The sequence below is a fragment of the Pseudomonas sp. Irchel 3E19 genome (assembly GCF_900187585.1).
In the GTDB taxonomy this organism is placed as follows: domain Bacteria; phylum Pseudomonadota; class Gammaproteobacteria; order Pseudomonadales; family Pseudomonadaceae; genus Aquipseudomonas; species Aquipseudomonas baetica.
In genome coordinates this window covers 1-22,585 of the sequence record NZ_FYDT01000005.1, presented here as the reverse complement: position 1 = coordinate 22,585, position 22,585 = coordinate 1, and the positions used below count along the sequence as shown (strand labels likewise).

At 59.2% G+C, this 22,585-nt stretch carries 22 protein-coding genes, 1 tRNA gene and 1 pseudogene; 16 read left to right on the top strand and 8 right to left on the bottom strand.

All coding sequences use genetic code 11. The features are described from left to right. Positions 1 to 19: 19 nt before the first annotated feature. Positions 20 to 601, bottom strand: a complete 582-nt coding sequence (rpoE, locus tag CKW18_RS04690) for an RNA polymerase sigma factor RpoE (RefSeq protein ID WP_003172477.1) — start codon at positions 599 to 601, stop codon at positions 20 to 22. A 558-nt stretch (positions 602 to 1,159) separates the two neighbouring features. Here rpoE and nadB point away from each other — a divergent pair. Continuing rightward, positions 1,160 to 2,776: an L-aspartate oxidase gene (nadB, locus tag CKW18_RS04685; RefSeq protein ID WP_095187700.1), complete on the top strand. Its 1,617-nt coding sequence runs from the start codon at positions 1,160 to 1,162 to the stop codon at positions 2,774 to 2,776. Here nadB and CKW18_RS04680 read toward each other — a convergent pair. Together CKW18_RS04680 and CKW18_RS04675 are read right to left on the bottom strand one after the other, a co-directional pair. Then, complete coding sequence (locus CKW18_RS04680) at positions 2,745 to 3,197, bottom strand: protein YgfX (RefSeq protein WP_095187699.1); 453 nt, start codon at positions 3,195 to 3,197, stop codon at positions 2,745 to 2,747. The two genes, nadB and CKW18_RS04680, sit on opposite strands and share 32 nt — an antisense overlap. Then, positions 3,181 to 3,435, bottom strand: a complete 255-nt coding sequence (locus CKW18_RS04675; RefSeq protein ID WP_034153143.1) for a succinate dehydrogenase assembly factor 2 — start codon at positions 3,433 to 3,435, stop codon at positions 3,181 to 3,183. The genes CKW18_RS04680 and CKW18_RS04675 overlap by 17 nt, the downstream gene beginning before the upstream one ends. Positions 3,436 to 3,585: 150 nt before the next feature. On the opposite strand from CKW18_RS04675, the gene CKW18_RS04670 reads away from it, so the two are divergent. Together CKW18_RS04670 and CKW18_RS04665 are read left to right on the top strand one after the other, a co-directional pair. Then, positions 3,586 to 4,527, top strand: a complete 942-nt coding sequence (locus CKW18_RS04670; RefSeq protein WP_095187698.1) for a folate-binding protein YgfZ — start codon at positions 3,586 to 3,588, stop codon at positions 4,525 to 4,527. 35 nt (positions 4,528 to 4,562) lie between these two features. Continuing rightward, entirely contained in the window at positions 4,563 to 5,384 is an 822-nt protein-coding gene (locus tag CKW18_RS04665) for an HDOD domain-containing protein (RefSeq protein ID WP_095187697.1), read from the top strand. Positions 5,385 to 5,479: 95 nt separating this feature from the next. On the opposite strand, the gene CKW18_RS04660 is transcribed toward CKW18_RS04665, so the two are convergent. Both CKW18_RS04660 and CKW18_RS04655 read right to left on the bottom strand, forming a co-directional pair. Then, a complete protein-coding gene (locus CKW18_RS04660) occupies positions 5,480 to 6,865 on the bottom strand; it encodes a sensor histidine kinase (RefSeq protein WP_095187696.1) in 1,386 nt (461 codons plus the stop codon). Next, on the bottom strand, positions 6,858 to 7,529 hold the full coding sequence (locus CKW18_RS04655; RefSeq protein ID WP_034153139.1) for a response regulator: 672 nt from the start codon (positions 7,527 to 7,529) through the stop codon (positions 6,858 to 6,860). The genes CKW18_RS04660 and CKW18_RS04655 overlap by 8 nt, the downstream gene beginning before the upstream one ends. A gap of 236 nt (positions 7,530 to 7,765) precedes the next feature. On the opposite strand from CKW18_RS04655, the gene CKW18_RS04650 reads away from it, so the two are divergent. The 5 genes from CKW18_RS04650 to CKW18_RS04630 all read left to right on the top strand — a co-directional run bounded on the left by CKW18_RS04650 (position 7,766) and on the right by CKW18_RS04630 (position 13,192). After that, a complete protein-coding gene (locus CKW18_RS04650) occupies positions 7,766 to 9,058 on the top strand; it encodes an OprD family porin (protein WP_095187695.1) in 1,293 nt (430 codons plus the stop codon). A 101-nt stretch (positions 9,059 to 9,159) separates the two neighbouring features. Beyond that, positions 9,160 to 10,137 carry a tripartite tricarboxylate transporter substrate binding protein gene (locus tag CKW18_RS04645; protein ID WP_095187694.1) on the top strand — a complete coding sequence of 326 codons (978 nt, stop codon included), beginning with the start codon at positions 9,160 to 9,162 and terminating at the stop codon, positions 10,135 to 10,137. Between the two features lie 56 nt (positions 10,138 to 10,193). Continuing rightward, the gene (locus CKW18_RS04640) at positions 10,194 to 10,652 is read left to right on the top strand and encodes a tripartite tricarboxylate transporter TctB family protein (RefSeq protein ID WP_095187693.1); all 459 of its coding nucleotides are present in this window, start codon (positions 10,194 to 10,196) and stop codon (positions 10,650 to 10,652) included. 1 nt (position 10,653) lies between these two features. Next, on the top strand, positions 10,654 to 12,168 hold the full coding sequence (locus CKW18_RS04635) for a tripartite tricarboxylate transporter permease (protein WP_095187692.1): 1,515 nt from the start codon (positions 10,654 to 10,656) through the stop codon (positions 12,166 to 12,168). After that, on the top strand, positions 12,161 to 13,192 hold the full coding sequence (locus CKW18_RS04630) for an AbrB family transcriptional regulator (RefSeq protein ID WP_095187691.1): 1,032 nt from the start codon (positions 12,161 to 12,163) through the stop codon (positions 13,190 to 13,192). The genes CKW18_RS04635 and CKW18_RS04630 overlap by 8 nt, the downstream gene beginning before the upstream one ends. Positions 13,193 to 13,330: 138 nt before the next feature. Here CKW18_RS04630 and ung read toward each other — a convergent pair whose 3' ends face one another. Then, a complete protein-coding gene (ung, locus tag CKW18_RS04625; RefSeq protein WP_095187840.1) occupies positions 13,331 to 14,023 on the bottom strand; it encodes a uracil-DNA glycosylase in 693 nt (230 codons plus the stop codon). A gap of 132 nt (positions 14,024 to 14,155) precedes the next feature. On the opposite strand from ung, the gene CKW18_RS04620 reads away from it, so the two are divergent. After that, entirely contained in the window at positions 14,156 to 15,268 is a 1,113-nt protein-coding gene (locus CKW18_RS04620) for an enoyl-CoA hydratase/isomerase family protein (RefSeq protein ID WP_095187690.1), read from the top strand. Between the two features lie 66 nt (positions 15,269 to 15,334). Here the strand turns inward: CKW18_RS04620 and CKW18_RS04615 are convergent, their stop codons facing one another. Next, complete coding sequence (locus CKW18_RS04615; protein ID WP_095187689.1) at positions 15,335 to 15,718, bottom strand: hypothetical protein; 384 nt, start codon at positions 15,716 to 15,718, stop codon at positions 15,335 to 15,337. Positions 15,719 to 16,206: 488 nt separating this feature from the next. Between CKW18_RS04615 and CKW18_RS04610 the strand changes: the two genes are divergently transcribed. The 7 genes and pseudogenes from CKW18_RS04610 to CKW18_RS04580 all read left to right on the top strand — a co-directional run bounded on the left by CKW18_RS04610 (position 16,207) and on the right by CKW18_RS04580 (position 22,081). Then, on the top strand, positions 16,207 to 17,694 hold the full coding sequence (locus CKW18_RS04610) for a sensor domain-containing diguanylate cyclase (protein WP_095187688.1): 1,488 nt from the start codon (positions 16,207 to 16,209) through the stop codon (positions 17,692 to 17,694). Next, positions 17,687 to 17,917, top strand: a complete 231-nt coding sequence (locus tag CKW18_RS04605) for a cysteine-rich CWC family protein (protein WP_095187687.1) — start codon at positions 17,687 to 17,689, stop codon at positions 17,915 to 17,917. The genes CKW18_RS04610 and CKW18_RS04605 overlap by 8 nt, the downstream gene beginning before the upstream one ends. A gap of 33 nt (positions 17,918 to 17,950) precedes the next feature. Further along, complete coding sequence (locus tag CKW18_RS04600) at positions 17,951 to 18,643, top strand: pseudouridine synthase (RefSeq protein WP_095187686.1); 693 nt, start codon at positions 17,951 to 17,953, stop codon at positions 18,641 to 18,643. A 315-nt stretch (positions 18,644 to 18,958) separates the two neighbouring features. After that, the gene (locus CKW18_RS04595) at positions 18,959 to 19,843 is read left to right on the top strand and encodes an alpha/beta fold hydrolase (protein ID WP_095187685.1); all 885 of its coding nucleotides are present in this window, start codon (positions 18,959 to 18,961) and stop codon (positions 19,841 to 19,843) included. A gap of 158 nt (positions 19,844 to 20,001) precedes the next feature. Continuing rightward, positions 20,002 to 20,075 (top strand) — tRNA-Gly (locus CKW18_RS04590). Between the two features lie 447 nt (positions 20,076 to 20,522). Beyond that, positions 20,523 to 21,714 (top strand): annotated as a pseudogene (locus tag CKW18_RS04585) (S-type pyocin domain-containing protein). A 10-nt stretch (positions 21,715 to 21,724) separates the two neighbouring features. Further along, on the top strand, positions 21,725 to 22,081 hold the full coding sequence (locus CKW18_RS04580) for a DUF6572 domain-containing protein (RefSeq protein WP_095187684.1): 357 nt from the start codon (positions 21,725 to 21,727) through the stop codon (positions 22,079 to 22,081). Positions 22,082 to 22,337: 256 nt separating this feature from the next. Here CKW18_RS04580 and CKW18_RS04575 read toward each other — a convergent pair. Further along, on the bottom strand, positions 22,338 to 22,585 hold a 248-nt coding region (locus CKW18_RS04575; RefSeq protein ID WP_141233070.1), incomplete at its 5' end, for an integrase core domain-containing protein.

Genomic DNA, 22,585 nt, shown 5'->3' with positions numbered 1-22,585 from the left:
CTTGGCTGTCGCCGCTGTCTCAGTTTTCCTGCAGCAACGGCTGCAGGGCTTTATCGATGGCCTCCCGAGCGCGGAAAATCCGGGAGCGCACGGTACCCACCGGACATTGCATGACGCTCGCAATGTCCTCGTAACTCAGACCATCGAATTCACGTAAAGTTAAAGCTGTACGCAAATCCTCTGGCAGTTGCTGAATGGTTCGATGGACGGTGCCTTCAATCTCATCCCGCAGCAGTGCACGTTCTGGTGACTCGAGATCCTTGAGGCCATGATCGCCGTCGTAGAACTCTGCATCTTCAGAACTTACATCGCTATCCGGCGGCCTACGGCCACGGGAAACGAGGTAATTCTTTGCCGTGTTAATGGCAATACGGTATAGCCACGTATAAAACGCACTGTCGCCGCGAAAGTTTCCAAGTGCTCGATACGCCTTGATAAAGGCTTCTTGAGCCACGTCCTGGGCTTCATGGGTGTCGTGCACGAAACGCACGATCAACCCGAGAATTTTGTGCTGATATTTCAGCACCAGCAGATCGAAAGCTCGCTTGTCGCCACGCTGAACGCGTTCGACCAGCTGCTGATCCTCTTCCTGGGTTAGCATGAACACTCCTCGATAAGCCCGAAGGAGACTTGCACAACTAAACGACCAGACTTGCAAACATAGACTCGGGCTTTTCGCAAAAGTTCTCCCCCTCCAAGCAAGTTTCCTGCGGGCTCTGATTTGACACGCACGAAAAACGCAGCTCGGGATAAACCGGCTGCGCGAATAATCTTGTCATCGGTTTCGCCGACAGGAACCCAACCGCAGATTCCGCACTGAAGCCGACACTGTCCCTTGTTTCTGGCACCGACTATTGATCTTGGGCCTTTGGCAAAAGTTCCAATTATTTATAGCCGTATCCACCCGACATTGGGCAACCCTGGGGTGAAAAAACCTGTTTCAGTGCCGATACAGTCGCCTTTTCCCAGAACCCTGGAAAAAAACTTCCGACGAAGCACCCGGTTTTTTCCGTCACGGTAGTTTCACAATGCCATCTGGGCCCGGCTATTGTGCCGCCCCACCCCTCTATATACTAGTGGGCTGTGTGGCTGTCTTGACTCGCCGAACCAGCTGTCTTGCGCCAACCCCGATCCGGGTCGCTTTGAGCGGAATCCTGAAATGAGCCAACAGTTCCAACACGATGTTCTGGTCATTGGCAGCGGTGCTGCCGGTTTGAGTCTTGCGCTGACCCTGCCGGGTCATTTGCGCATTGCCGTATTGAGCAAGGGCGATCTCGCCAACGGTTCGACGTTCTGGGCTCAGGGTGGTGTCGCTGCGGTTCTGGACGACACCGATACTGTCGAATCCCACGTCGATGACACCTTGAACGCGGGCGGCGGTCTGTGCCACGAAGACGCCGTACGCTTCACCGTCGAGCACAGCCGCGAAGCGATCCAATGGCTGATCGATCAAGGCGTACCGTTCACCCGCGACGAACAATCCGGCACCGAAGATGGCGGTTTCGAATTCCACCTGACCCGCGAAGGTGGCCACAGCCATCGGCGCATCATCCATGCGGCCGATGCCACCGGCGCCGCGATCTTCAAAACCTTGCTCGCCCAAGCCAAAGAACGTTCGAACATCGAGCTGCTCGAACAGCGGGTTGCCGTCGATCTGATAACCGAACGGCGCCTGGGCCTGGACGGCGAGCGCTGCCTCGGCGCCTATGTGCTGAACCGCGCCACCGGCGAAGTCGACACCTACGGCGCACGCTTTGTAATTCTGGCCTCGGGCGGCGCAGCCAAGGTCTACCTCTATACCAGCAACCCCGACGGCGCCTGCGGTGATGGCATCGCCATGGCCTGGCGCTCGGGCTGCCGGGTGGCGAATCTCGAATTCAATCAGTTCCACCCCACTTGCCTGTATCACCCGCAGGCCAAGAGCTTCCTGATCACCGAAGCCCTGCGTGGCGAAGGCGCGCACTTGAAACTGCCGAACGGCGAACGCTTCATGTATCGCTTCGACAAGCGCGCCGAACTGGCCCCGCGCGACATCGTCGCCCGGGCGATTGACCATGAAATGAAGCGTCTTGGCGTCGACTGCGTCTATCTCGACATCAGCCACAAGCCAGAAGCGTTCATTAAAACGCACTTCCCGACGGTCTATGAGCGCTGCCTCGGTTTCGGCATCGACATCACCAAACAGCCAATTCCGGTCGTACCGGCGGCGCATTACACCTGCGGCGGCGTGATGGTCGACCAAAACGGCCGCACCGATGTGCCGGGTTTATATGCCATCGGCGAAACCAGTTTCACCGGCCTGCACGGTGCCAACCGCATGGCCAGCAACTCGCTGCTGGAATGTTTCGTTTACGCACGCTCGGCCGCGGCGGACATTCTGGCGCAACTCGATGTTGTAACAGTGCCAAGCGCCCTGCCCGTCTGGGACGCCAGCCAAGTCACCGACTCCGACGAAGACGTGATCATTGCGCACAACTGGGACGAGCTTCGCCGATTCATGTGGGACTACGTCGGCATCGTGCGCACCAACAAGCGCCTGCAGCGGGCGCAACATCGCGTGCGCCTGCTCCTGGACGAGATCGACGAGTTCTACAGCAACTACAAAGTCAGCCGCGATCTGATCGAGCTGCGCAATCTCGCCCAGGTCGCTGAGCTGATGATTTGCTCAGCCATGGAGCGCAAGGAAAGTCGTGGCCTGCATTACACCCTCGACTATCCGGATCTGCTGCCCGAGGCACTCGACACTATTCTGGTGCCGCCCACCTACGTCGGCTGAACTTGAGCCGCACTCGCAGGCGTCGGTGCAAGTCCGCCGCCTGCGAGTCGTGGGGTACGCAGATCGATCTGACCCGCCATTCTCCGTGCATGCGAAAACGCAGCACCACGATCAGCGGCAGCGCCAGGCTGTCTGGTCGCAGCTGCACGGCTTGCCAGCCATCCGCCTGATTCCACAGTTGCCAGCCATCAGCATCGCGACGCAAGCCGCAAAAAGCCTGGGGATGGCTCAACAGAACCTGCCGTGGCAACACCCAAAAACCGTGCAGCAAGCAGCCGAAAGCACCGAGCAGGCTCGCCCAGAGAGGAATCGAAAGCAGAAACAACGAACCCAGCGCGAACGCCTGGGCCAACAGATACGCCGCCAGCAACTGCCGTGAGGCATGCCAGCGGCATTCGAACGTATTACTTGGGCTGGACACGATCCAGGATCATGCGAACCATGCGCTGCAGCTCGGGATCTTCAGACTCGCTGCGCTCCATGAACCAGCCGAACATGTCTTGATCCTCGCACTCCAGCAGGCGCACGTACAAATCGCGATCCACCTGATTCAGGTCTGCATAAACCTCTTTCACGAACGGCACCAGCAACACGTCAAGTTCAAGCATGCCGCGACGGCTGTGCCAAAAGAGGCGATTGAGTTCAACTTGTTCGACCATGGAGCCCTCCTCAAATTTGGCGGCAAGTATACAGCCCCGAAGCGGCTCGCACAGTCGGCTTTGGTCGGGCACCACTGATCCTTTATCAACTACCCATTTCAACAGCACCCCCTTATGATGTGCCCCAGTCTATTTACCCTGCGATGACCCATGGCCGATTCTGCTTTTTTCTGCACCCTGTCTCATGAAGGCGTTCTCGCGGTTCGCGGCGCGGATGCCGGAAAATTCCTGCAAGGCCAGCTGACCTGCAATATCAATTACCTGAGCGATACCCAGGCCAGCCTTGGCGCGCGCTGCACGCAGAAAGGCCGGATGCAGTCGAGTTTCCGCATTCTGCTGGAAGGTGACGGCGTGCTGCTGGCGATGGCCAGCGAACTGCTCGAACCGCAACTGGCGGACCTGAAAAAGTACGCGGTGTTCTCCAAATCCAAGCTGACTGACGAAAGTGCTGCCTGGATGCGCTTTGGCCTGAGGTCAGGCGATATAGCGCTTAGCAACCTCGGCCTCGATTTGCCGGCCGAAACCGACAGCATCGTGCGCAACGCAGGCCTGATCGCTATTCGCGTCTCACCGGATCGCGCCGAACTCTGGGTGCCAGCCGACCAAGCCGAAACCATCAAAGGCAAGTTGGCCGCAACCCTGCCAGAAGGTGAGCTGAATCAGTGGCTGCTCGGCCAGATCCGCGCCGGTATCGGCCAGGTCATGCCGACCACCCGCGAGCTGTTCATCCCGCAGATGCTCAACCTGCAAGCCGTCGGCGGCGTGAGTTTCAAGAAAGGCTGCTACACCGGCCAGGAAATCGTCGCGCGCATGCAATACCTGGGCAAACTCAAGCGCCGTCTGTATCGCTTGAGCCTGGACACCGGGCAATTGCCGGAACCCGGCACCCAGTTGTTTGCGCCGAGCCACAACAGTTCGATCGGCGAAGTCGTTATGGCGGCCAACGCCGGGCAAAACATTGAACTCCTGGCAGTGTTGCAGGCCGAAGCTGCCGAAGCGGGCGATCTGCATCTGGGCACCCTTGAAGGGCCCGCGCTGCATTTGCTCGATTTGCCCTACGAACTGGATCGCGACCGCGAAATCCAGCGCTGATCGTAGCCTTTGTTGCAACACCCTAGAGAGTCTAAATGAGCGAACTGGCGGATAAGGTCCAACAGGATTTGGTTGAGGCCATCAATAACGATGACCTCGTTCTGCCTACGTTGCCGGAGGTGGCCCTGCAAATTCGCAAGGCTGCAGAAGATCCGGAAATCAGCGTCAGCGACCTGAGCAAAGTGATCGGCCGAGACACCGCGCTTTCGGCACGGCTGATCAAAGTGGTCAACAGCCCCCTGCTGCGTGCGGCGCAGGAAGTCACCGACCTGCACACCGCCATCACCCGACTGGGCATCAACTACAGTAGCAACCTGGCGATCGGCCTGGTGATGGAGCAGATTTTCCACGCCAGTTCCGAGGTGGTCGAACAGAAAATGCGCGACGTCTGGCGCAAGAGCCTGGAAATCGCCGGAGCCAGCTACGCGTTGTGTCGCCGCTACACCCAGCTCAAACCTGATCAGGCGGCGCTGGGTGGACTGGTGCATCAGATCGGCGTGCTGCCGATTCTGACCTACGCCGAAGACCACTACGAACTGCTGTCGGATCCGGTCAGTCTCAACCATGTGATCGACCGTATTCATCCGCTGCTCGGCGACAAACTGTTGCGGGTCTGGGAGTTTCCGGAGCGACTGGTGGAATTGCCGGGGCGCTATCAGGACTTCAAACGCGACTCGAAAGAGATCGACTACGTCGATCTGGTGCAGGTGGCGAGCCTGTATTGCCACAAGGGCACCGATCATCCATTCGCGCGCATTGATCCGCTCAGCGTTCCGGCATTCAGGAAGCTTGGAATCGATCCGGAGAACAAGGCGATGTGCGAGGATCTGGAAGAATCGCGGACGATGTTTTACTGATCGAGAACCGCGGCGCGCCCTTCGCGAGCAGGCTCGCTCCCACATTGGAATGCATTCCCCCTGCTCGCGAAGATGCCGGCAAGAACACCGCAGAATCACCCGGCGATAAAACTGACCCGCACCTTCAACCCCGCCCGCTCACCATCATGCAAACTGATCTGCGCCAGATGCGCCCGGCAGATCTCGCCGACAATCGCCAGGCCTAACCCGGAACCGGCCACCTGCTGATTACGCCGGTAGAACCGTTCAAACACCCGATCGCGCTCTTCCAGTGGAATGCCCGGCCCGTCGTCTTCAACCTCAAGCACCGCCGGCGCCGTCACGCGCAAGATCACATTGCCGCCCGGTGGCGTGTGCGCCAGCGCGTTGTCCACCAGATTGCTCAGCAACTCATTGAGCAGCGTCGGCTCCCCGCGCAGCCACACCGGCTCGTCCGCCTCAAGCGCCAGCGCCACGCCGCGTTTGTGCGCCAGCGGCGCCATGGCCATGCCCAGTTCCCGAGCCAACTGACTCAAATCGAGTAACTGCGCACCGCCCTCGGCAATCGCCCGGGCGCCGTTTTCGACGCGGGCCAGCGATAGCAACTGATTGGCCAGATGGGTCAGGCGGTCCGTGCTTTGCGCGGATGATTCCAGGGTCGTGCGCCACATTTGCGGCTCGCTGGAGCGCAGGCCCAATTCCAGACGCGCCTTCAACGCCGCCAATGGCGTACGCAACTCATGCGCCGCATCGGCGATGAACTGCGCCTGCCGCTCGAACTGGCCGCGCAGGCGCTCGGTGAAATGGTTGAGCCCGCGCACCAGCGGCCAAAGCTCATGCTGCACTTCCACCAGCGGCAAGGGCCGCAAGTCGTCGGGCTGGCGTTCTTCCACCGCCGTGCGCAAACGCTCCAGCGGTCGCAATGCCGCGCTGACGGCGAACCAGACCAACAGCAACGCGCCAATCGCCAGCATGCCCAAACGCAACAAGGTGTCGGCGGCCAGACTGCGGGCCATGCTGACCCGGGCCTCGTCGGTTTCGGCGACGCGAATTTCCGCCATGCCGTTCATGTTCGGTTCAGTCACGGCTTTGAGCAGGCTCACCACCCGCACATTCTGGCCGTTGTAAGTGGCGTTGTAGAAACGCGCCAGCGCCGGATAGTCGTCTGTTCTAGGCGTACCGGGCGGTGGACCGGGCAGGTTTTCGTAGCCGGAAATCAGCTTCTGGTGAATGTCGTTGACCTGATAATAAATGCGCCCGGCGCTGTCGTAGGCGAACGTGTCGAGGGCCACGTAAGGCACGTCGGCGCTGAGCGTGCCGTCACGTTGCGACAGGCCGGCAGCAATTGTGCGCGCCGAGGCCAGCAAGGTGCGGTCATACGCGGTGTCCGCCGCTTCGCGGCCATTCCAGTAAGCGCTCAAGCCGCTGGCGAGCATCAGCACCACCAACAACAGCGCGAGGTTCCACAGCAACCGCCAGCGCAGGCTGCTGGGCTTATGCATCGCGGCTTTCCAGCAGATAGCCGAGGCCACGGAAGGTCACGATGGCCACCGGTTGGCCGTCGAGTTTCTTGCGCAAGCGGTGGACGTAGATCTCGATGGCGTCGGGGCTGGCTTCTTCGTCGAGGCCGAATACCTGCGCGGCCAGTTGCTCCTTGCTCATCACCCGTCCCGGCCGGGCGATCAGCGCTTCGAGCACGGCTTGCTCGCGGGACGTCAGCGTCAGCAATTCTTCGCCGAGGGTGAAACGCCGGGTGTCGAGATCATAGGCCAGCACGCCGCAGCGCTGCTGGCGCTCGCCGCCCAGCACACTGCGGCGCAACAGGGCTTTGACCCGCGCCTCCAGTTCAGTCAGTTCGAAAGGTTTGGCGAGGTAATCGTCAGCGCCAAGATTGAGGCCGTGCACCCGGTCTTTCACGTCACTGCGCGCGGTCAGCATCAGCACCGGCAGATTTTTGCCCCGCGCACGCAACCGTGCCAGCACCTCAAAACCATCCATGCGCGGCAGCCCTACATCAAGGATCGCCACGGCGTATTCCTCACTGCCGAGCGCCAGGTCGGCGGCCACGCCATCGTGCAACACATCCACGGTCAGACCGGTGCTCTTGAGCGCCTGGGCGACACTTTCGGCCAGTTGCAGATGGTCTTCGACGAGCAGGACACGCATGGGTTTTTACCTCGTTCAGGGATGGCCGGCGCCACGCTTTGCCGCGGAGTTTACAGCCGCAACCGCCGCTGTGAAGCCCGAAAACCGTGAAAGCCTGCTGAAAGGTTAGCGAAAGGTTGGGCCGTTAGAGTCGGTTTACGGACAGTTTCGACTGCCGTCGCTGCTGCCACACAGCGTTACGAAAAACGCCACGAAGCGTTTTCGACCAATAAGAACAATAAACGGAGTACACCCGCATGCCGTCCATGCAGCCTCGGGCTCTTATGCCTGTTCGCCCTTCCCGTTTCAGCCATACCGCTCTCGCCAGTGCCGCCGCCCTCGCCGGTTTTTCGCCGTTGAGTTTTGCTGACTTCATCGAAGACAGCAGCGCCACGTTCGAAACCCGCAACATGTATTTCAACCGTGACTTTCGCGATGGCACCAGTGCCCAGCAATCCAAGCGCGACGAGTGGGCCCAGGGCTTCATGCTCAATCTGCAATCGGGCTACACCGATGGCACCGTGGGGTTCGGTGTCGATGCATTGGGCATGCTTGGCGTAAAACTCGATTCGAGTCCGGATCGCACCGGCACCGGCCTGTTGCCAACCCACGACGACGGGCGCGCAGCGGATGAATATTCGAAAGTCGGCCTGACCGGCAAAGTAAAAATCTCCGCCACGGAACTGAAAATCGGCAGCCTGATTCCCGAACTGCCGATCCTCAAACCCAACGACGGACGCATCCTGCCGCAGACCTTTGAAGGCGGCCTGCTGACCTCAAGGGAAATCAAAAACCTGACTTTCACCGGCGGCCGCCTGGAGAAAGCCAAGGATCGCGACAGCACCGATTTCGAGGACATCGCCCTCAACAACAAGAACAGCCGCTTCGCCGGCACCGCTGCCGGCAAGCACTTCGATTTTGGCGGCGTGGACTACAAGTTCACCGACAAGATCACCGGCAGCTACCACTTCGCGCAACTCGACGAAGTCTACAACCAGCACTTCTTCGGCCTGGTCGCCTCGCGGCCGATGGGCCCCGGCACCTTCGCCACCGACCTGCGCTTCGCGGTCAGTGACGATCAGGGCGCGGCCCGTGGCGGCAAGATCGACAACCGCTCGCTCAACGGTCTGGTCAGCTACGCCCTGAGCGGCCACAAGTTCAGCGCCGGTTATCAGCACATGTCCGGCGACAGCGCCTTCCCGTATGTCGATGGCAGCGACCCGTATCTGGTCAACTTCGTGCAGATCAACGATTTCGCTGGCGCCGAAGAGCGCTCGTGGCAAGCACGCTACGACTTTGACTTCGCCAAACTCGGGATTCCCGGCCTGTCCTTCATGAGCCGCTACTTGAGCGGTGACAACATCAAGCTCAAGAACGGTGAAGAAGGCAAAGAGTGGGAGCGCAACACCGAGATCAAATATGTAGTACAAAGCGGCGCCTTGAAGGATGTCGCCGTGCGTTTGCGTAATGCCACTTATCGCTCCAATTACTCCGCTCGCGATGCTGATGAAGTGCGGTTGTTGGTGAGCTATAGCGTTGCCCTTTGGTGATTGATTGAAACGCCGGGCGCTGTGATCAAAAGATCAAAAGATCGCAGCCTGCGGCAGCTCCTACATGAAGCCCTTACAACAACAAGACCGTGGAGAAACCAATGAATTTGTCACTGCGTAAAGTTGCTCTAGCCGCTGGCGTCATGCTGTTTGCCGGCCAACTCATGGCCGAACCGAAACGCCCGGAATGCATCGCCCCGGCCTCCCCCGGCGGTGGTTTTGACCTGACCTGCAAACTGGCGCAGAGCGCGCTGGTCAACGAAAAACTGCTGAGCAAACCGATGCGCGTCACCTACATGCCCGGCGGTGTCGGCGCGGTGGCGTACAACGCCGTGGTTGCGCAACGGCCGGCCGACGCCGGCACGCTGGTGGCGTGGTCCAGCGGTTCGCTGCTGAACCTGGCCCAAGGCAAGTTCGGTCGTTTCGATGAGACCAACGTGCGTTGGTTGGCAGCGGTCGGCACCAGCTACGGTGCCATCGCCGTGAAAAGCGATTCGCCCTACAAGACCCTCGACGATCTCGTGCAGGCGCTGAAGAAAGATCCAGGCTCCGTGGTGATTGGTTCCGGCGGCACCGTCGGCAGTCAGGACTGGATGCAGACCGCGCTGATCGCCAAGGCTGCCGGGATCAACCCGCGTGACCTGCGTTACGTTGCCCTCGAAGGTGGCGGCGAAATTGCCACCGCGCTGCTCGGCGGGCACATTCAGGTCGGTAGCACCGACATCTCCGACTCCATGCCGCACATCCAGAGCGGTGACATGCGTCTGCTCGCGGTGTTCTCCGAGAAGCGTCTCGACGAGCCGGAAATGAAAGACATCCCGACCGCCAAGGAACAAGGCTACGACATCGTCTGGCCTGTGGTGCGTGGCTTCTACCTGGGGCCAAAAGTCAGCGACGAAGACTACGCCTGGTGGAAAGACGCGTTCGACAAACTGCTGGCCTCCGACGAGTTCGCCAAGCTGCGCGATCAGCGTGAACTGTTCCCGTTCGCCATGACCGGCGCGGAACTCGACACCTACGTGAAGAAGCAGGTCGCTGACTACAAAGTGCTGGCCAAAGAGTTCGGCCTGATCCAGTGATCGCCTCTGTCTAGCGGCTGCGTTCCCTATGACGGGGACGCGGCACAGGAGCTCCCATGCTTATTCAACGCATTTTCGCCTCGATACTGTTGCTGGCCTGTGCCGGCCTGGCCCTGATGGCGTGGCCGTATCAAGCGGCTTTTTCCTACGAACCGGTGGGCCCGCGAGCCTTTCCCCTGCTGATGCTCGGCCTGATGGGCGCGGCGCTGCTGTACATGGTGTTCCGCCCGGCCCCGATCAAACACAGTGAAGACGAGCCGCCACTGGATCGCGAAACCCTGACCAAGATCGGCATTTGCGTCGCGCTGTTGCTGGTGTTCGCCGGTCTCTTCGAACCGTTGGGTTTCATCCTCAGCAGCATCCTGATCGGTATTCCGATGGCGCGCCTGTATGGCGGTCGCTGGATGCCAAGCATCGTGGTCACCACGCTGATGGCGATCGGTCTGTACCTGCTGTTCGACCGTCTGATGGACGTTCCGCTGCCCCTCGGCCTGCTCGACGTTCTGGAGAACTGATATGGATACGCTTGGCTATTTGGGTCAGGGTTTCGGCGTCGCGCTGAGTCCCTATAACCTCGTGACCGCGCTGTGCGGCACCCTGATCGGCACCGTCGTCGGCCTGTTGCCGGGCCTTGGCCCGATCAACGGCGTGGCACTGTTGATCCCGATCGCGTTTGCCCTGGGTCTGCCACCGGAGTCGGCACTGATCCTGCTGGCAGCGGTGTATCTGGGTTGCGAATACGGCGGTCGGATCAGTTCGATTCTGCTGAACATTCCGGGCGAAGCGTCCACCGTAATGACCACCCTCGACGGCTATCCGATGGCCCGCAAAGGCTTGGCCGGTGTGGCGTTGTCGCTGTCGGCATGGAGCTCGTTCATCGGCGCATTCATCGCCACTTGTGGCATGGTGCTGTTCGCCCCGCTGCTGGCTAAATGGGCGATTGCCTTCGGCCCGGCGGAATACTTCGTGTTGATGGTGTTTGCGATTGTCTGCCTGGGCGGCATGGCCGGTGACCGACCGTTGAAGACGTTTATTGCGGCGCTAATCGGTCTGTTCCTGTCGAGCGTCGGCATCGACGCCAACAGCGGCGTGTACCGCTTCACTGGCGACAACATTCACCTGACTGACGGCATTCAATTCGTGGTGCTGGTGCTGGGTCTGTTCTCGATCAGCGAAATCCTGTTGCTGCTGGAGAAAACCCATCGCGGTCAGGAAGCGGTGAAAGCCACCGGGCGGATGATGTTCAACTTCAAGGAAGCATCGTCGGTGTTCGTGGTGAACATCCGTTGCGGCCTGCTCGGTTTCATCATGGGCGTGCTGCCGGGTGCCGGCGCGACGCTGGCCAGCGCCGTGGCCTACATGACCGAAAAACGCATCGCCGGTGCCAGTGGCAAATTCGGTGAGGGCGACGCCCGTGGTCTTGCTGCTCCGGAAACCGCCATCGGTGCTTCGGCCTGTGGCGCACTGGTGCCGATGCTGACGCTGGGCGTTCCGGGTTCGGGCACCACGGCGGTGATGATCGGCGCCTTGTCGCTGTACAACATCACCCCGGGGCCGCTGCTGTTCCAACAACAACCGGACATCGTCTGGGGCCTGATCGCCTCGTTGTTCATCGCCAACATCATGCTGGTGATCCTCAACATCCCGATGATCCGCATCTTCACCCGCATCCTCGCCGTGCCGAACTGGGCACTGGTGCCGGTGATCGCGATCATCACCGGGATTGGCGTCTACGCGGTGCACGCCACCACGTTCGACCTGTTCCTGATGGTCGGCATCGGCATCTTCGGCTACATCCTGCGCAAGCTCGACTTCCCGTTGTCGCCCGTGCTGCTGGGTTTCATCCTCGGCGGTTTGATGGAGCAGAACCTGCGTCGTGCGCTGTCGATTTCCAACGGTGCGCTGGAGATCCTCTGGTCGAGCCCGATCACCTTCGGTGTCTGGGTGCTGACGGCGATCATGCTGTTCATGCCGCTGCTGCGTATCTGGCGCAAACGCTCGGTCGCCCGTCGCGCCGTTGCCGATGTCTGATCGGTCCTTCAAAACCTGGTGGGGAACCCCGCTGGTCGGTCTGCTTGGCGGCTTTGTCGCCAGCCAGATCGGCTGGCCGCTGCCGTGGATGGTCGGCTCGTTGCTGGCGATCATCCTGGTGCGCTGCCTGACCCCGTGGCAACTCACGGAAATCCCTGGCGGGCGCAAATGCGGCCAGTGGATTGTCGGGATCGGCATCGGCCTGCACTTCACCCCGGTGGTGATGGAGCAGGTGCTGAGTCATTTCGGTTTGATCTTTTTTGGCGCACTGGTCACCAGCCTGTCGGCGGTGGTGGGCGTGTGGTTGATGCGCCGCACGGGTGAGGATCGCGCCACCGCGTTTTTCTCCAGCATGCCCGGTGGTTCCGGAGAGATGGTCAACCTCGGCGCGCGCAATGGCGCGATGCTCAGCCATGTTGCGGCGGGGCAGAGTCTGCGGGTGTTGGTGGTGGTTTTGTGTGTGCCGGGGGCGTTCAAATATCTGCTTGGCGACGGCACGCCGATTTCTCATGCCGGCAGCGTCGATTGGCGCTGGCTGGCAATTCTGTTCCCGGCGGGCGCCTTGGCCGCGTGGATCTGGGAGCGGCTGCGCCAACCCAATCCGTGGCTGTTCGGGCCGTTGCTGGTAAGTGCGGCAGTGAGCATCGGTTGGGATCTGCACATCGGTTTGCCCAATGGCGGCAGTCAGATTGGCCAGTGGCTGATCGGCAGCGGTTTGGGCTGCCACTTCAACCGACAGTTCTTCCGGCGTGCGCCGTCGTTCATGGGCCGCACACTGATCGGCACGGCGCTGACCATGTTGATAGCGACATTGGCGGCGTTGGGTTTGAGTGCGCTGACCCATCTGGATCTGCGCTCGCTGACCTTGGGCATGATGCCCGGCGGGATTGCCGAGATGAGCCTGACGGCGGAGACGCTACAACTGTCGGTGCCGCTGGTGACGGCGATGCAGGTGATGCGGCTGTTGTTTGTGCTGTTTCTGGCTGAGCCGTTGTTCAAGTACTGGAATCGTAATCCCGAGTAACAACTGACAGACCGAGTTGCCTGCTTCGCGAGCAAGCCCGCTCCCACATGGGCTCTGTGGTTGCCACACATTATGTGAACACTACACATCCTTTGTGGGAGCGGGCTTGCTCGCGAAGGGGCCAACCCGGTCAAGCCATCAAACCGGCGGCAACCGCCACTCGATCGGCGTCTCGCCATTCTGCTCAAGAAACTTGTTGGTCCGGCTGAAGTGCCCGCAACCGAGAAAGCCGCGATACGCCGACAACGGTGACGGATGCACCGATGTCAGCACCAGGTGCTTGGTCGCATCGATCAACTTCTGTTTGCTCTGCGCATGGGCGCCCCACAGCATAAACACCAGATGCGGCTGCTGTTCGCTGACCAGTTCGATGATCCGGTCAGTGAAAAACTGCCAGCCCTTGTCTTTGTGCGCATTGGCGTTGGCGCGTTCCACCGTCATGGTGGTGTTGAGCATCAAGACGCCCTGATCGGCCCAACTCTGCAAGTAACCGTGATTGGGGATGTCGATGTTCAGATCGCGTTTCAACTCTTTATAGATGTTGACCAGCGACGGCGGCGCCGGCACGCCCGGTTGCACCGAGAAGCACAAGCCATGGGCCTGGCCCGGGCCGTGATACGGGTCCTGGCCGAGGATCACCACTTTGACTTTATCCAGCGGTGTCGAATTCAGCGCATTGAAAATCAGCCGCCCCGGCGGATAGATCTCCTTGCCGGCCGCCCGCTCCTGCTGCAGAAAATTGCGCAACTCTGCCATGTAGGGCTGGTCGAATTCAGCACGCAGTGCCTCCTTCCAGCTCGGTTCGAGTTTGATACGGTCGTCAGCAGTCATGGTCATACCCGGCAAAAACAATGGGGCGAACCCTAGGAAAGCCGACCACGCTTGTCAATTGATCTGACGCAGATCCGGCACTTTCCCACACAGCGATCATACTGATCGTTCAAATTCCCGATCGAGGTCACGATGAATCTGCACTTCGAAGAACTCACCGGCACCGACGGCGCCCGCCTCGGTATCGCCAGCCTGGACGCTGAAAAATCGCTCAACGCGCTGTCCTTGCCGATGATCAATGCGCTGAGCGACAAGTTGAACGCCTGGGCCAAAGATCCCCAAATCGTCTGCGTCTTACTGCGCGGCAATGGCGCCAAAGCTTTCTGCGCCGGCGGTGAAGTGCGCAGCCTGGTGGAAGCCTGTCGCGCCCATCCCGGCGAAGTGCCGCCACTGGCCGCACAGTTTTTCGCTGCGGAATATCGCCTGGATTACAGCCTGCACACCTACCCGAAACCGTTGATCTGCTGGGGTCACGGTTACGTGCTGGGCGGCGGCATGGGACTGTTGCAAGGCGCGAGCACGCGGATCGTCACGCCGAGCAGCCGTTTGGCGATGCCGGAAATCACCATTGGCCTGTATCCGGACGTTGGCGCCAGTTGGTTCCTGTCGCGGCTGCCCGGCAAGCTCGGTTTGTTTCTGGGCCTGACTGGCGCGCACATCAACGGGCGCGATGCGATTGATCTGGATCTGGCCGACCGTTTCCTCCTCGACGAACAACAACCGGAACTGATCGAAGGCCTGCTGCAACTGAACTGGCAGGAACAGACGCCGATGCAGCTCAACAGCCTGCTCAAGGCGTTGCAGCAGGAAGCCGTGGCGCAACTGCCCGAAGCGCAGTGGTTACCGCGTCGTCAGCAGATCGACGAACTGCTCGACGTCAGCGATGTGGCTTGCGCCTGGAAAGCCATCAGTCTGCAGCGTGACAGCAGCGATCCGCTCATCGCCCGAGCGGCCAAGACGCTGAGCGAAGGTTCACCGCTGACCGCTCATCTGGTCTGGGAACAGATCATCCGCGCGCGGCACATGTCCCTCGCCGAAGTCTTTCAGATGGAATACACCCTGAGCCTCAACTGCTGCCGGCATCCGGAGTTCAGCGAAGGGGTGCGGGCGCGCTTGATCGACAAGGATCAGAAGCCGCACTGGCACTGGCCGGACGTCGGCAGTGTGCCGGATGCGGTGGTCGAGGCGCATTTTCACAAGGTTTGGGAGGGGCGGCATCCGTTGGCGGATCTGACGCAGTATTAGTCTTCTTGTAAAAAGACAGGCACAAAAAAAGCGGCGCTCAATGCGCCGCTTTTTGTTTGCGGTGAGTTACCAGCGGTTGCCACGTCCATTGTGGTCGCCGCGTCCGCTGTGGCGGTCGTAGTTGCCGCGACCGCGGTGGTCGTTGTCCCAACCGCCGCGGCGGTGGCCATCCCAGCGTCCGCGATCATTGCCGTGCCAGCGACGGCTTTCGTAATAACGCGGGGCCGGCTGGTAGTAGCGTGGCGCCGCCTGGTAATAGCGCGGTTGCTGGTAGTAACGCGGTGCTGGCTGGTAGTAGCGCGGCTGCGTGTAGTACGTGCCGCCGCTGTAGTACGCCGGCGCGGGTGATGAGTAGACCTCTGACCTGTAATAGCTGTCTCCGTATGAATAAGGGACACATCCGCCAATGGAAAAAAACATCACGGCAAGCAGTAGGATTCGGCGATACATGGCGGCCTCCTGGACCGCGGGTAGCCACACCAGCGACGCTGGCAGGCGTCAGTCGTTTATTCGGTGACTGACGAAAGATCAGACAGCGTTTTCGGAATCTGGTGCGTTTCTGCAACAAGTTGAAACAAGTGATTTATGAAACCTTGTTCATCCGCCAAACGCCGTCATTCAGCGGCTGATTAGTGGTGGCCACCGTGATATCCGCGGCCGTGATAACCCCGTCCGTAGCCACAAACCTGACTTATCTTCAGATCAGCAGCGTCGCTAGCAAAGCAAATTCTTGTAGGAGTGAGCCTGCTCGCGATAGCGGTGTGTCAGACATATTATCTGTGAATGCCACACCGCTATCGCGAGCAGGCTCACTCCTACAGGGATCGACGTAGCGAAAGGTAAAGACAGAACCGACCATTCGCGCCGCACATGGAGCAGCTATTTCCCCCGCAGCCCCATTAGAATGCTGCCATCAGGCCACTGCCAACGGATCTGCCATGCCGCTTCGTTCTCCGCTGTACTCCCAACGTTCGCTGGTACTGACGCTGATCGCCCTGCTCGGCGCTGGCTTCCTCGCCACCTCGCTGCTCAGCTACTACGCTTCGCGCGCGTCGATCCGCGACAACATCGTCAACACCGAACTGCCGCTGACTTCCGACACGGTCTATTCGGAAATCCAGAAAGACCTTGTAAGACCGATCCTGATTTCCTCGATGATGTCCCGCGAGACTTTCATGCGCGACTGGGTGGTGAACGGTGAGCAGAATCCCGAGCAGATGACCCGCTACCTCGACGAGGTCATGACCCATTACGGTGCCTACACCGCGTTCTTCGTCTCCAACAGCACCCTCACCTACTACCACGCCAAGGGTGTGCTCAAGCAAGTCAAAGTCGATGAACCACGCGATGCCTGGTACTTCCGCGTGCGCGACATGAAAGACCCATACGAGATCAACGTCGACCCGGATCTGGCCAACAAGGACAACCAGACGTTCTTCATCAACTACAAGGTCTACGACTACCACAACCGCTTCATCGGCGCGGCCGGCGTCGGTCTGACGGTGGATGCGGTGATCAAACTGATCGACAAGTATCAACAGCGTTATCAACGCAGCGTGTATTTCGTCGACACCTTTGGCCGACGGGTGCTGACTGGCGCCGAGGGCGGCCCAGAAGGTGCGCATATCGGGCAAAGCCTCGGTGAACTTGAGAGCATGAAAAGCCTGGTCAGCCAGTTGCCCAAGCCGCACAGCGGCAGCTACGAATATTCCGCCCATGGCCAAGGGCATTTTCTCAACGTGCGGTTTATTCCGGAGCTGAACTGGTACCTGTTCGTCGATAAACGCGAGGACGGCGCGCTGAGTGAAATTCGTCAATCGCTGTACCTCAATCTGTTGATCTGCCTGCTGGTCACACTGATCGTGCTGGCGCTGCTCAATCGAGTGATTAAACGTTTTCAGGCGAAGATCCAGGCCCAGGCCACGCTCGACAGCCTCACTAAGCTACCGAACCGCCGCGGCTTCGATCTGCTCGCCGTACAAGCCCTGCACGAAGCGCAACGGGAAACCAAACCACTGACCGCGTTGTTGCTGGATCTCGATCACTTCAAGGCATTGAACGACACCTACGGCCACATGGCCGGCGATCAGGTGTTGATCGGTTTTGCCCGCGATTTGCAAAGTTGCCTGCGCCATGCCGACATCGTCTGCCGCTGGGGCGGTGAGGAATTCATCGTTTTGCTGAAGGACACCGACGGCGAAACGGGTCAGAAAATTGCCGAGAAGATCCGCCAGCACGTCGAGCAACACGAATATGCCTACAACGGCCACAGCATGAATCTGACGGTGAGCATCGGTGCGACCACCCTGCAACGCGATGACACCTTGCACAGCCTGCTGTCGCGGGCCGATCATGCAATGTACCGAGCCAAACAAACCGGCCGTAACCGCACTTGCGTGGAAATGCCCCACTCGACTTATGCCTGATTCCGACGTTAAACCCGACCACTGCCCGGCCTGCGGCGCTCGTAACGACTGCAGCCTGGCCGACCCGCGCACTGCCGACCGCGAATGCTGGTGCTATGGCGTGAGCATCGACCCGGCAGTGCTTGAAGCCTTGCCGCCAGCGTTACGCGACAAATCCTGCCTGTGCCCGCGCTGCGCCCAGGTCGAGGCGCAACTGCAAGCGGCCAAACCGGCGATCCCGTAAGATGCGCGCCCCTTTATCCATCGAATTCTGAACATGCGCGTCGACCGTTTCCTCAGCAACCTGCCCCGCTACAACCGTCAGCAGGTTCGCCTGTTGCTGGTGGAAAAGCGCGTGCGGGTTGACGGAAAAGTCGTCATTGACCCGCACAGCGAAGTGCTGCAATTCAGCCGTGTTGAAGTCGATGAGGAAGTACTGCAACTCGGCAAACCCACGCGCTACTTCATGCTGCACAAAACGCCCGGCTGCGTCAGCGCCACCCGCGATCCGCAACACCCGACCGTGCTTGACCTGATGGATGAGCCGGACAAGGGCGACCTGCACATCGCCGGACGCCTGGACTTCAACACCACCGGGCTGATGCTGATCACCAACGACGGCACCTGGTCGCGGCGCCTGACCCAGCCACAAACCAAACTGCCAAAGGTTTATTACGTCGAAACCGAGCAGGACATCAGTGCGGAATATGCGCTCAAGTTTGCCGAGGGGATCTACTTCGCCTTCGAGGATCTGACCACGCAGCCCGCACAACTGGAGTTGCTCGGCTCAAGGTCGGCGCGCCTGAGCATCGTCGAGGGTCGCTACCATCAGGTGAAGCGCATGTTTGGTTTCTTCAACAACAAAGTCCTGCGCCTGCACCGCGAATCCATGGGCCCGCTGCTGCTCGATAACGCGCTAAAACCGGGCGAGTACCGCGCTTTGCGCACCGAAGAGATTCATTTGTTCTAAGCAGCCGACCGCTCAGCAGAAGTTGTCGAACAATTTACCAACGGCACTTGCGCGATCCCCCCACCCCTGCTTGAATCAGGACGTCGGCCAGATTGTGACCGATTAGTCACAACATACATCCAAGAAACTTTTTGCCGGTAGAGAGCCCTCAGGTTCCGCCTTGCCCCGGCAAACTGCCCGCCAATAACAATACCCGTCGACCGTAGTCATGGATCGACATGGGCCTGCAAATTCCAGGCGTATGCCTACCTGTCACAAAGCTCGTGCAATCTCTATTTGCGCGCATACCCGCTTGCTTGCCAGGAGTCTTATGACATGAGGCCAGAAATCGCTGTGCTGGATATACAGGGTCAGTATCGGGTTTACACGGAGTTCTATCGCGCAGACGCCGCAGAAAAGACCATCATCCTGGTCAACGGCTCGATGGCCACGACTGCGTCGTTTGCACAAACCGTGAAAAACCTGCACCCGCAATTCAACGTGGTCTGCTACGACCAGCCCTACGCGGGCCGGTCAAAAGCCCACAACCGCCATGAGAAACATCTGACGAAAGACGTCGAAGGGATGATCCTGCTGGAGCTGATCGACCACTTCGCCGCCGAGCACGTGTTGTCGTTCTCCTGGGGCGGTGCCGCAACCCTGGTTGCCCTCGCGCACCAGCCACGGCGCATCGAAAAAGCGGTGATCAGCTCGTTCTCACCGGTGATCAACGCGCACATGCTCGACTACCTGGAGCGTGGCGTCGACTACCTCGGCCAGCGCGACGGCGACCGGGTCGGCGAACTGGTCAACAGCACCATCGGCAAACACTTGCCGTCGTTGTTCAAACGCTTCAACTACCGCCACGTCAGCAGCCTGGCCGAGCACGAATACGGGCAGATGCACTTCCACATCAGCGACGTACTGCACAGCGATCGCCAGTGCTACTTAAACGCCGCGAAGAAAATCAACGTGCCGGTGCTGTTTCTCAACGGCGAATGGGACGAATACACCGCCGCCGAAGATGCGCGTTTGTTCGGCAACCACGTGGCACAGAGCACCTTCACCACCGTGCAAGCCACCGGGCACTTTCTCGACATGGAGCACAAGGCTGCCTGCCGCGATAGCCAGAACGCCCTGCTCGGCTTTCTGAAACCGGCACCGCAGGCTAGCCGAACGCGTTACTCGTTTGTTCAGGATCACCATGCACTGGCCATTTGAAAAAGCGTCGTCGCGAGCAAGGCTGCCGGGCTGAGTACGTTGTTTACAAGGCCCGCAGCGCTTGCCCGCGATTGACCGATTTCAGCGCTGTAACGTTATGCGAGCAAAAGAAAACTTCAAATCCGTGGCCGAGTCTGGTACAAAGTCAGCCGCTCTGAGCGGGTGTCGTATAATGGCATTACTCCAGCTTCCCAAGCTGATAACGAGGGTTCGATTCCCTTCACCCGCTCCACTATTTTCAAGGCGTCCAGCCTTACCCGCTTCAACTAGGTGTCTGTTTCTGTTTTTCTAAGACTCCGAACGAATCGAAATAGACACCAGCGTTTTAACGCCCCCCTTAGCAATAAACCTAAACATCAGCCAGCCGCATCAGAACAGCCCTCCCCAAAGCTGAGGGTTCCCAGTTCCTGTCACCATTTGCCACTCCCCCTGCCCAGCCCGCAATGACGATTGCAATTAGCTAAAAGCCAACTGTCGTAACGATGGCGCGGGCGCGCAAAATGCCACCATTCAAACCCTCATGCTAGTGCGGTTACCATCCGCTTTCTGCGATGACATGGAACAGGGAAATCAGCACGGCTAACAGGATTGTCCTAAAGCCAGCGCGTGAACTTCCCGGTAACGTCATTCTGCCCTAGCCTCAGGCCGGGAATCCCCAAGGACGAAAAGGAAGCTCAACGTGAGCGGATACGTACCAAACCCGCCCAAGGGCTACCGCAACAGCGGCGTAGAACCTGTTGATACTCACGCTCAGCACTGGGCGGAATACAAAGACCTTGCACCGAAGCCAGAAGACAAGCCCGACACAATGGGCTGTGTGTTCGCCAAGAGCTGTAACCTCCCTGACGGCGTAATCAATCACAAGAACCCAGCCGGATTTGTGCCTGTTGAGAAACTGGCCGACTACGGACTGTGGGCAGTGCTTGGCACCGGGGCAGCGATTACCGCCGAAGGCACTCCACTGCAACTGGTGGGCGGGTCTGCTACTGGCAGTGCAATTGCTCAACGTCTCGGCGGATCGCTGTCACTGGGTCTACTCGAAGGATCTGGTGTTGTGGCTGCTGGCTTTGTAACGGGTATCGTTGGGATGCTGATACCGAACACCAGTATTTTCCCCCGACAGCGCTTTCTACACGAAGGACCAGTACGCAACGCTTGAGACTGGCCGCACCCGTGTCCGTGTCAACGTGAAGACATTGCCAGACGGCTCCGTCAACGCTTACGGCTTCTACACCGGCAGTAAAGCGGAATGGGAAAATGTCCCCGTCATCAAGGGCGAGAAAGTCGGCGAGAAATTTGTTGCTGACATCGGCAACGGGATTGGCCTCACTTGGACGCCAGCGGCAGATGTTAACGGTGTACTGGGTATTCCTGCACTGGAAGGCGCCCCACAGTTGCCACCCGTCTGGGTGTATCCGCCGACTGCACAATCTGACACGGTGCTGGCGAACCCTGCACATCCTCCCGAGTTCGAAGATGCAATCATCTGGTTCCCTGACTCTGGGATCGAGCCAATCTACATTGTGCTCAGTACGCAGTTGGAGAAGAACAAGGAAAAGGGAAAGGCCTTCGAGGACCAAAAGGAACGCGAGCTACGGGAAAACACACCCGAAGTGGGCCGAGAAGTGACCGCCAAGACCAAAAGCGGAGTACGCACTAGGTTCGATATGCTAGGGCGGGATGCTGAAGGCAACATTTCCTGCATCGAATGCAAATCGTCGGAAATAGCACCACTCACTCGCAACCAAAAACTTGCGTATCCAGAGATCGAAGAAAGCGGTGCAATCGTTGTAGGTAAAGGGAAACCCGGCTTTCCCGGGGGCACCGTAATCCCACCAACCAAAGTCGAAATTGTTCAACCAAAACCCTGAGGGAGCAGACATGTCCATCACAAATCCACAGGTAATTGATATCTGGGCAATCCCGACATGGGAACCTGACAATGTGGTGCTGTATATCTCTGACCACCTTGAATGGGGCGACAAAGCTGAGCAAGGCGAACACCTGCAGCTGCTTCAAGACAAGCTCAATACCTACGTTGCATTCATCGAGAGCGGCGAGATCTACACCGAGATCCCCAATGCACTTGGGAAGCACCCCATCATTCGCATCAACGGCTTGTATGAGCTGCCAGAGCAAGGCGAGTTTTTCATTGACCGCGCTGCGGAGGTGCTAAAGGAAGTGGGTATTGGACTAGAGTTTGTGCTCGATGAGAACGATGCGATACGCAACATGTGACCGAGTACCTGGCCCTGTTATCTTGATGCTACAGAGGTCGGGGCCGCTCTCTGCCGTCATTTGCGGGCCGCAATTAGATGAATCGTCCCCGTCCAGCAGAGCTAGATAGGGTCAAACAAAAGGTTTCGTGTAGTGACCGGCAAGCCTAGCGATTGCCAGTATAGAACCTCTCAATAGACCGCTTTCGGCCAAGAGCGACAATTCGACGTGTTTACAATCTGGACTTGCCCCTACAAAACCGGACACCAACTCTCCGTTAAATTGATGCAGCTGCCAAGCGCCTGAACTCCCTCGGTGAACGGTAGTTCAAGGCGCTGTGCGGATGCTGCTCGTTGTAATGTTCGAAGGCAATTGCCAGGTTACGCAACGCCGTTTCTCGATCCGGCTTGGGCATGTGCGCCACGTAGTCACGCTTGATCGTCTTCACGAAGCTCTCGGCCATGCCATTACTCTGCGGGCTACGCACTGGTGTGGTCACCGGCTGCAAGCCGATCTGCCGAGCAA